The 9,888-nt window shown below is 36.9% G+C and carries 8 protein-coding genes and 1 pseudogene; all 9 read right to left on the bottom strand.

Annotated features, from left to right (window positions below; all coding sequences use genetic code 11):
* Positions 1–1,055: pseudogene (locus ACH2DQ_RS00230) on the bottom strand (glycosidase); the annotation flags it as partial.
* A 2-nt stretch (positions 1,056–1,057) separates the two neighbouring features.
* On the bottom strand, positions 1,058–2,023 hold the full coding sequence (locus ACH2DQ_RS00235) for an adenylylsulfate kinase (protein ID WP_394914641.1): 966 nt from the start codon (positions 2,021–2,023) through the stop codon (positions 1,058–1,060).
* Positions 2,024–2,053: 30 nt separating this feature from the next.
* Positions 2,054–2,851 (bottom strand): alpha/beta hydrolase, encoded by a 798-nt coding sequence (locus ACH2DQ_RS00240; protein WP_394914640.1) that lies wholly within the window; start codon positions 2,849–2,851, stop codon positions 2,054–2,056.
* A gap of 17 nt (positions 2,852–2,868) precedes the next feature.
* Positions 2,869–3,702 (bottom strand): Nif3-like dinuclear metal center hexameric protein, encoded by an 834-nt coding sequence (locus tag ACH2DQ_RS00245; RefSeq protein WP_394914639.1) that lies wholly within the window; start codon positions 3,700–3,702, stop codon positions 2,869–2,871.
* 18 nt (positions 3,703–3,720) lie between these two features.
* Complete coding sequence (locus ACH2DQ_RS00250) at positions 3,721–4,575, bottom strand: Nif3-like dinuclear metal center hexameric protein (protein ID WP_394914638.1); 855 nt, start codon at positions 4,573–4,575, stop codon at positions 3,721–3,723.
* Positions 4,576–4,701: 126 nt separating this feature from the next.
* Positions 4,702–5,586: a carbohydrate ABC transporter permease gene (locus ACH2DQ_RS00255; RefSeq protein ID WP_394914637.1), complete on the bottom strand. Its 885-nt coding sequence runs from the start codon at positions 5,584–5,586 to the stop codon at positions 4,702–4,704.
* A gap of 11 nt (positions 5,587–5,597) precedes the next feature.
* A complete protein-coding gene (locus ACH2DQ_RS00260) occupies positions 5,598–6,527 on the bottom strand; it encodes an ABC transporter permease (RefSeq protein ID WP_394914636.1) in 930 nt (309 codons plus the stop codon).
* A 15-nt stretch (positions 6,528–6,542) separates the two neighbouring features.
* The gene (locus ACH2DQ_RS00265) at positions 6,543–8,138 is read right to left on the bottom strand and encodes an ABC transporter substrate-binding protein (protein WP_395025004.1); all 1,596 of its coding nucleotides are present in this window, start codon (positions 8,136–8,138) and stop codon (positions 6,543–6,545) included.
* 93 nt (positions 8,139–8,231) lie between these two features.
* The gene (locus ACH2DQ_RS00270; protein ID WP_394914634.1) at positions 8,232–9,821 is read right to left on the bottom strand and encodes a response regulator; all 1,590 of its coding nucleotides are present in this window, start codon (positions 9,819–9,821) and stop codon (positions 8,232–8,234) included.
* Positions 9,822–9,888: the final 67 nt, after the last annotated feature.

Here is a 9,888-nt window from a genome sequence, read left to right on the forward strand (position 1 = left end):
TCCAGTGCATCGATTACAAGACCTGGCAGGAAGAAATCATATGTCATATATCCTTTTTGGGAAATCATTTCATAATTTTTCTCACTGTAACTTGCGTGAATCTCTGGAAGTAAGGTAAGTTTATATTTATCGGCAAGCTGCCTTACTTTTTCAAGCACTTCCCAGGTTCCAGGTTCGTTTAAAAAATTCTTTTTACCTGGCTCTTTTGGAGCATAAGCAAAAGCATCAAGACGAACAATCTTAGCGCCATAAGAAGACAATGTTTTTAATGTTTCATCATAGAATTCCCACACTAATGGAGATTTTATATTTAGATCCATCTGGCCTAAATATTTTTTGCGGGATTCTAACATCTCGACGATAGCTGCTTTTTGTTCTGCAGAAATCTTTATAGCAAAATCTTCTAACAGAATCTCTGCCGGTTTTTTGCCATCTGCAAGTCCCCTGTTCATAAGTTCTGCAGTTTTTTCTGCTGTTGCATACTGTAAGCCCTCTATCTGCATGATATCCTGTGCATCGAGAACAGGATATTTTACTTCCTGGTAAAAGGTATTCCAGTAAGGTACATTTTTTCCATCCGGGAAACGTACCATTAGAATTGGAAGTCCTGGTTTACGGAAAAACATATGCTCTATCATCTCTGAATCCGGCTGGATATAGCCTTCTTCTGTCATGGTACCATGTCCTTCCCAGAATTTATTCCAGTTAATGAAAAAGTCTTTGTATTTGGATCTTTCACCATTTTTTATAAGATCCTGAAACTGGCTGGATAATACAGAAGCATGGTTCAAAATAAAATCCAGCTTCAAATCCACACCAAGCTGTTCTAATCCATTTAAATCCTCTTTTGCAGCAAGAAGATCGTTTAAAGTATAGTCGATAACTGAAAATCCACGATCAAGATCTGTGTTAAATAAACTTGGCAATATATAAAAAGATTTAAACACATCTTTTAATTCTGGTTTTTCTAAAAATTTTGTAATATCTCTTAAGGTTCCACCCATGCTGTCCGGGTAAGCATTTAACATTGGTCCATTATTTGCAGAAATAATCATCTCTATTTTCCTTCCTTTTTACTTTCTTCCATTACTTTTAAATACTCCTCATAAGAGAGCAGGTCTCCACTCTTAGAAACGATAATCTTTGCTTTGTGAGCCTGAGACTCTAACATACCCTGTTCTATTTCCAGTACCATAGTTGTAAATGGGCTGTCTGTGGCACCATCACGATTTCTTGCTCTTCTGTGTGCTAATGTTTCCTGTGGTGTGGAATTTAATAAGACTGGAATATCTACACCTTTATAATTATCACTATTTCCATGTGTCCATTCTATTACCAATACCTGAATATCTGAGAAATCTACTTCTTCATACCAAAGTTCCGTATCTTCTCTTCCCATTCGTTTCAGCCAGATTTTATCTGCGCCTTCTTTGAACTGTTTTAAGATACTTTCCACTTCATCAAATCCGATTTCATTTGATGTTCCAAGATAACTTTCCAATCCTTTACGTCCATTACGAAGATAAGACTCATACCAATCATATTCGTCTGCATGTGCTTTATTGGCATCATCTCCTTTCAACTGAAATTCATGAATCATATCAAAGCGCTCTTTTGTAAATGTTCCTTCGCAAACCATTCCCTTTAAGGCATTTTCACGGAACATATGAAGACGTTCTGCATCATTATATTTTGGAATCTTGTGTGGATAGTTATCACCCGATAACGTATAGCTTCCAATTTCCATTTGACCAAAATAAAATGAAAGCAGGGATGCAGTCTCCGATTTACCAACACCTGATCCACCACATACAGCCAAAACTGCTCTTCGATGTTTATTTTCCTTCATGATTGGTACTAACTGTTTTAATACTTCTGGAAAAATCTTGTTTGCCTTTTCTATATGTCCTTCTCCGATTTCTACTTTATCTCCTGGCATATCTCCATGTGGAATTTCTGCCGGTACCACTGGTGCCTCCCATTTCTTTGTATTTTCAATTATTTCTAATGCATTTACTGCCATAGTTTTCTCCTTGATTCGTATTATTTATTTCTATTCTGCTGTTGCCCAGACAATTGCCTGTTCTATATACGCATTCCAGAATTTCCAGTCATGAATACCTGTACTTTCTTTATATGTAACAATCACTTTGTTCTCTAAAAGGAAATCACGGAATGCATGATTTTCTGCTAACAGAAAATCCTCTGTTCCACATGCCATATAAACTGGCTGAATCGTATCTCCCGCTTTTATACGCTCTGACACTAAAAACTCTGGATTATTTTCACTTTTATCTAATTGATTCAAATCTCCAAATACTTGATGATAATAATCGTAATCAGCAACATCATTTTTGCTTCCTGGTTCCATTCCCTTAATTTCATTCACAATTAATGCGGAGGAAAGTCCAAACATTTTCCCGAAAGTTTCCGGATATTTTAAAGCTGTATGAATAGCTCCAAAACCTCCCATGGAAAGACCACCTATAAAAGTATCTTCCTTTTTATCTGACAAACCAAAAGCTTTTCTGCAGTAATTGATAAGTTCCACTCCTGTGAAAGTCTCATAGGCTCTTCCCGTACCCAATCCATTCAGATAAAAACTGTTCTCTCCGGAAGGCATGATAAGTGCAAGATTGTATTTTCCGGAAAGTTCCTGAATCAGGCTACCCATCAACCAGTCATTACTATTTCCAGAAAATCCGTGTAATAATACTAACGTCTTTGTTCCCCTGTCATAATTAGGGTTATTTATCTTCATTTCCGGCATCAGATCATCGGGTAAAATAACATTGAATGAAACAATGCGGCTTAGTGCCACAGAAAATGTGCTTACCTGTAACGTAGACATATCATACTCTCCTTTTTTTATAAATATAAAAATGGCTCTTTTGCATCTAGAAAGTGAACTTCAATATCCCCAACAATGGATTTCATCCATTCAGGAAGATATTTCATTCCTGGTTCTTCACTTCTCTCATGTCCAAGTACGAGCATGGCTTTATTCATACCAAGCTGAGAAGCATCGCGCACATAAGCGGATAAGGTCCACTCTGTGATATCTCCACATATTGCAAGATCAATGTTCTTTTCTCTCATCAGTCTCATTGGCATATTTTCCACACCAAGTCCCAAACTTCCGCCTCCAACTAATACGGCTGCACGTTTTACCATCATTTGTGGATCGCCGACAATTTGAACGACCTGCATATCGCTTTTTTCTTTAAAAAATGCACATAAATCTTTTAAGGATGTCTCTGGAATCTCATAGCATCCACCGAAATCATCCATTGGATTTCCCGAATTTCTACCTGGCATTCTGTATTTCGCCCAGTCATATTCCTGCTCAAATCCACGATAAATTCCATCTTCGCCAGCCATATGCATATGATCATGGAATCTCCAGATAGAAATGGCATGTTCTTCCAGTAATTTCTTCTTTTCCAGATAAACAGGATCTTCTTTAACCCATTCCGTATCATCCATACCGGTAAACCAGGTAGGCTCATGCGTAATAATAAAATCAATATTTTTTTCAATTGCTTCTCTTATTACATCAACAGTTGCCATAAATGTGGTTCCTATCTTTTTTACTTCCCTGTTTCTATCTCCAATTATAAAAATGTCACATGTCTTATCCTCTGGAAGGGGACTTACACCTGTCTTTTTTATAATTCCATCCATTACTTCCTGTACTGTCATTGCTAATCCTCCCGCTCGTTATTTAAATGAATAGATGTCTCCTGTTGGAATATAATGCACTGGAATCTGAGGATCAATCAATTCTGGAATCCAGTCTGCTGCATATTTCATTCCTAATTCTTCTATATTAAAATGTCCTACATTAAATACTGCTTTTGTCTTACCAAGCTGCACTGCATCACGGATATAGGAAATAACTGTCCAGTCAATTACTTCACCAGGAATGATGGCATCCACATCTTCTTGTTCTAAAAGCTTGATAACCTCTGTCGCATATTCTGGGCAAAAGCCTTCTCCTGTTGTTGGATGATGAACAAAAATATTGGGAAGAAGATGTCCAACTATGGCAACTCTATTTATTTTACTTTCAGGTCGTCCAATATAACGGATTCCATTTAAGGAAAGCTGATCCATTAAAAGCTGATTCATTTTTTCTACTGTCATATCCGGGAATTCAAAATACATGTTCATTCCTTCCTGTTTGACCTGATAGTCTTCCCAGCCCAGATATTTAATTACTCCTGTGAAAATTCCATCCGGACGATGTGCGTGCGTGTGGTCATGATCTCTAAAAATTACAATCCCTGTCTCTTCTAACAGTTTTCTTTTTTCTTCATAGACCTTATTTTCAAATCCTGCTCTCCAGTCTGGATAGTCCGAAGTAGAGTAATAAGAAGGTTCATGTACGTATAACAGATTGCATCCCAATTTTGCTGCTTTTTTTATTACATCTATCGTAGGAACCAAAGCAGAAGCAATTCCCGTACACTCTGCCGCTGGATCACCTGATTTATAACCATCACATCCATCGTAATCCTCTGGAAAACCCGGATGATATTCTAAAATTTTATCTATTACTTCACTAACTTTCATTTTATTTGTCCTTTCTGGTAAATATAAAAGCTGTATAAAAAGGAACTGGGAATTTTCCCAGCCCCATGTTTCTTTATTCCTGCTTCACTTTTATGTTCAAAACCATCCGACCTTTTCTGGGCCCCCTTATCCTTTGACTGCTCCGACTACTACACCTTTGACCAGATATTTCTGAACGAATGGGTATACAAGCATAATTGGTAAAATTCCTATTACAGCCATTGCCATTCGTATAGATGTTCCTGGCAGATCAACTGCTCCTGTTCCTAACAGTGCTGCATTGGAATTCGAACGAAGTGCCTGAATATTATTCATGATTTTCATCAACAGCTGCTGTATACTAAACAACTTCTGATCATCTATGTAATACAGACCATTGGTCCAATCATTCCAATAACATAATCCTGTAAACAAACTAATTGTTGCTACTGTAGGAACAGCCAGTGGAAGCATGATTTTCCCAAAAATAGTCAGCTCCGATGCTCCATCAATCTGTGCTGCCTCGATTAAGGACTCCGGAATACTGTTGGAATAGTAATTTTTTACAAGAATTACATTAAAAGCAGTTACCAGATAATTGGGGATAATCAAAGCCCAGATAGTATTTTTGATAGCAAAGATCTTCGTCCACATGATGTAAGACGGAACAATACCTCCATTAAACAACATGGTAAAAAATACAAAGAATGCTAATATATTACGATATTTAAACGATTTTCTTGACATAGGATATGCCAGCATTGTTGTTAACAATACACTCATTAATGTTCCTACGATTGTTACGAAAAAGGACACGCCATACGCTCTTGCAATCGTTATTCCCTGTTTCACCATATAGTAATAGGCATCCAGGCTCCATTCATTTGGCACATAGGAATATCCAAACTGAATCAGTGAATTTTCAGCAGTAAATGAAGCAATTACAATCAGTAGGATTGGCATTAATGCAATTACTACAGCTATCGTAAGTATGATGGTTGCCACACGATTAAACGGCTTACTTTCTGTCATTTCATACCTCCTTAGAACAATGCATTTTCTGCATCGTGCTTACGAACAAATTTATTTGCCAATAGAACTAATACAAAACCAATGAGCGACTGATAAAGACCGGCTGCTGCAGACATACCAACATCATTCAATTCCATTAAACCACGATATACATAAGTATCGATGGTCTGTGTCACACCATACAAAGCTCCAGAATTCTGTGGAACCTGATAGAATAATCCAAAGTCAGAGAAGAAAATTCTACCGATAGACATCAATGTCAGTGTGATAACAGTCGGTTTCAACATTGGAAGTGTTATATTCCAGATTTGTTTTCGTTTTGTTGCTCCATCAACTGCTGCAGCTTCATAAATTGATTTATCAATTCCGGAGATTGCTGCCGTATAGATAATAGACATATAGCCGATATTCTTCCAAAGATATACAATAATAATGATTGCCGGCCATGCACCAGACTGCGCATACCAGGAAATTGGATCAATTCCAAGTCCTTTTAAAATCGTATTATTGATAAAACCTGTATCCGCATTTAAGAATGCGTATGCAATATATCCGATCACTACCCACGAGAGCATATTGGGGAGCAAAAGTGCTGCCTGGTAGATTTTTACTCTTTTTCTTTTTCCAAGTTCGCAGATAAAAATTGCAACCAGAATAGCTAACGCGGTACCGATTATAATAAATGCCACATTATACAAAATCGTATTTCTTGTCATTATCCAGGCATCGCTTGTCTTAAATAAGAATTTGAAGTTGTCAAATCCACACCAGTCACTTTTGAAAATGCCCTTCATGAAACTATAATCCTTGAATGCCAGGAAAATTCCCAGCATTGGGATATAGTTGTTGATCAATAAATAAGCAATTCCTGGTGCGGCGATTAAAAGTAATGACAAATCTTTAAACTTCTGTTTTTTTTGTTTCTTTGTAATTGCTTTCATTGTTATCCTCTTTTACTATTTCTTTGCCATCCAAGCGTCTAACTGTTCCTGTTTTGCAGCTAAGATATCTTGATATCCAGCATCATTTAATGCATTTACAAATTTTTCAATTCCCGTATCCGGGTCTAAGCTTCCGCAGAGAAGACCTGGTAAGTACTGGGAAATTACATTTCCAACTGCTGTATACTGTGTTTTTAATTTTTTGGAATCAAATGTGAATCCCATAGCTGGAGATGTCTTTGCTGTCTTATTCTGCTCTAATTCCCATTCGATAGATGCAGGATCTGTACCCTCCATAGGAAACATTTTAAAGAAGTTTCCAAGTGTACCACAGCTTAACTGAGCTGTATATGGAACTGTTGTAGCATCTTCACCTTCCGGGTAGCTAACTGTTCCATCATCGTTCTTCACATAATCTCTTCCTTCAATACCATAAATCAGTAAATTGATAACATCTTCATCTGTATAAGTTAGATCTAAGAATTTCATTGCTGCTTCTGGTACATCTGTTGTAGATGCAATCATCCAGCTTACAGCGTTGATATCGCCTGTTGAAAGGTAAGAATCACCGATCATTTTTGCGCCAAGTTCATATCCACCACACTGTGATTGCAGGTTTGCTGCAGTATCTGCTTCCGGATAGCTATATGCTGCAATAAATCCAAAATAATTTCCTGATGCAAGACATTCCTGTGATGTACTTGTTGTAGTTGCTGCATCTTTCATAACTAGACCTTCGTCGTACCATGTTCTTGCAAGTTTAGCTGCATTTTTGAATTCTTCAGAGGAATAAAGATCTATAACATCTGTGTTGTCGCCCTGAAGTACTCCGATTGGTTTATAATAATCATCTGTCAGATAATCTGTTTTTTCAAAAGTCAGATTAAGTCCAATTGTTCCCTGCTGCACTGGAGCTAACGGGGTCATATCCGGATAAGCTTCTTTTACCTGTTTTAAAACTGCTGTAACATCTTCGGGTGAATTTACACCTGATATATCTATTCCAAGTTCATCTGCAAGATCCTGACGATATACAAACATTGGTGTTAAAGCTACCGGTTTCATTGTAGGAACACCATAGATTTTTCCATCGGTGCTGCATGCTGCAAGCCACTGATCACCAACAAGTTCTTTTGTTGCTTTGCCTTCTTTTTCTAAAAGATCTGTAAGATCATAAGTCATATCCTGTGCTACACAGTTATTAAAATCACCTAATGACTGGAATACATCAATTTTTTCTCCACCCTGTAATGCCAAAGATACTTTGCTGGAATAATCTGCAATTGCAATTGGTTTTAATGTAACTTCTGTACCAATCTTTTCTCTTGTGATTTTATTGATTGCTTCTTCCACTTCTCCCAGATCTTTCTCGGACGGAATATTATTAAATGTTGAGTATGCATATACGACCTGATCATATGTACCACTGTCTTTAGATGCATTCTCTGTAGAACCCGCTTCTCCACTTGAGCTTTTCGCTCCACATCCTGTAATTCCAAATACCATAGCTGCAGTTAATAAAGCTGCAATCATTCTTTTTTTATTTCTCATACATTTTACCCTCTCTTTTTTTGATAGTATCAGTATAACTTCTCTTTCAACTTCATTCATTAAAAAAAAAGACATGGATTTTAAAAAATAAGAGAACAGTCAATTACATGACATTGTTCTCTTATTATACTTAAATCCTCTTACATCTTATTTTTATGCTTCCTGTTTGCGATACTGATTTGGAGATATTCCCGTATACTTTTTAAATATAGTTGAAAAATAAGTAAAATTATCAAATCCTACTGCTAATGCAACGTCCCCAATCTGCATTTCTCCTTTTTTCAGCAGAATCTTTGACTGTTCAATGCGATATTCACTGATATAATCTTTCAGACTATTTCCCGTCTGCTTCTTGTACATTTTTGCAAGATACTCTGGTGCAAGATAGAACTGGGACGCAATTTCATTTCTCCCAATTTTTTCTGCGTAATGGTCACGAATATATTGATTGATCCGGTCCACCACGGTATGGCTTTTTTGAACCTGACTCTCATATTCATACATCTGATCCAGAAAGTAATTAATCCAGCGCAAAATATCAATCACTGATCTGGACGCCTTTTGTGTCATGCTCACAAAAGCTTCTTCACGAAAAAGACCTGATGCCTGAATATCGCGTTTGGCAAGATATGTATATACCGCCTGCAAAATTTCCTGTTTTGCCTGTTCTAACATATGCTCGTCTAATTTTTTTTCAAAGACCTTTTCATTGAGTCTTTTCTTTAAATAACCTAAAAATTCCACCTTTTTTCGTTCAGCAAGAAGTTGATCCATGACATTTAATTCCAAAAAGAAAGCTTCATCAGGACTAGTTTTCATACTCTGGCTCTCCAAAAAGCAGTCTCCATAATAAACAACATTTAATGAAAACAAATTCAAATTGCGATGGAAGGTCTCATAAAAATCAGGCATTTTACATACATCGCTGATACAGCATGTAATCGTCGAGGAAAGCACTTTTTTTAACCCCAGAATAAGTTCCTTGGTAAGTGCTAACAGTTCTTTTTCATTTTCCGTCCTACAAATCGTGACAAGCACATAATAATCTTTATACTCATAACAGACAACATTTCTATTTTCCGGATTTCCGCATAGAATCTCCGAATGGATATTTTCCAAGATAAATAACACCAGATTAGGATTCATACGCTCTCTGTCATGCTCTATATTCGTAACTTTAGATATAATAAGATGATATGGATCATTTGGATCATCTTCCATTTTCCGATTGCGCAATTCTGATTCAATATCCTTCCTATTAGAAGTAGCTATGCTGCCATCCAGAAGCATATTCCAGAAATTCAATTTCAACCGGCGTTTATTATTTTTGACCCATTTACCGGCTTCACTGTCTTCCTTTAAAAGCTTTTGTTCCATTCTTTTTTGAATGATCTTCTTTAATGCGGCTTCCATGACAAGGGGTTCAAATGGTTTTAGCAGATATTCAGCAGCATGGAGCTTTACAGCGTTTGTAGCGTAATCAAATCTTTCATGACAGGTTAACAGCAAAAATTCCCCATCCATCTGCTGTTCCCGAAACCAGGTAAGCAAATCAATTCCCGTTCCCTTTGGCATCTCTATATCACTTATAATAATATCTATGCTGGACTTTGTAAGTGTGGTTTTCGCCTGATCAATATTATAGGCTGTAAATACCTCAACTATTCCAAGTTTTTCCCACCCCACGGTACTTTTTATGACGTCTACCGTAACGATATCATCATCCACAATTAATACTCTCATAATTGTTCTTCTCCTGTTTATTCAATCTTACTTTGTATTTTTTCGTAACAGTTCAGACAGGTATTCG

Source organism: Robinsoniella sp. (assembly GCF_034124845.1).

Coding starts and splice junctions, on each gene's coding strand:
- ACH2DQ_RS00245 (WP_394914639.1), bottom strand. CDS start 3,702: ATGACAGTACAGGAAGTAATGGATGGAATTATAAAAAAGACAGGTGTA.
- ACH2DQ_RS00240 (WP_394914640.1), bottom strand. CDS start 2,851: ATGTCTACGTTACAGGTAAGCACATTTTCTGTGGCACTAAGCCGCATT.
- ACH2DQ_RS00260 (WP_394914636.1), bottom strand. CDS start 6,527: ATGAAAGCAATTACAAAGAAACAAAAAAAACAGAAGTTTAAAGATTTG.
- ACH2DQ_RS00235 (WP_394914641.1), bottom strand. CDS start 2,023: ATGGCAGTAAATGCATTAGAAATAATTGAAAATACAAAGAAATGGGAG.
- ACH2DQ_RS00255 (WP_394914637.1), bottom strand. CDS start 5,586: ATGACAGAAAGTAAGCCGTTTAATCGTGTGGCAACCATCATACTTACG.
- ACH2DQ_RS00250 (WP_394914638.1), bottom strand. CDS start 4,575: ATGAAAGTTAGTGAAGTAATAGATAAAATTTTAGAATATCATCCGGGT.
- ACH2DQ_RS00265 (WP_395025004.1), bottom strand. CDS start 8,138: ATGAATGAAGTTGAAAGAGAAGTTATACTGATACTATCAAAAAAAGAG.
- ACH2DQ_RS00270 (WP_394914634.1), bottom strand. CDS start 9,821: ATGAGAGTATTAATTGTGGATGATGATATCGTTACGGTAGACGTCATA.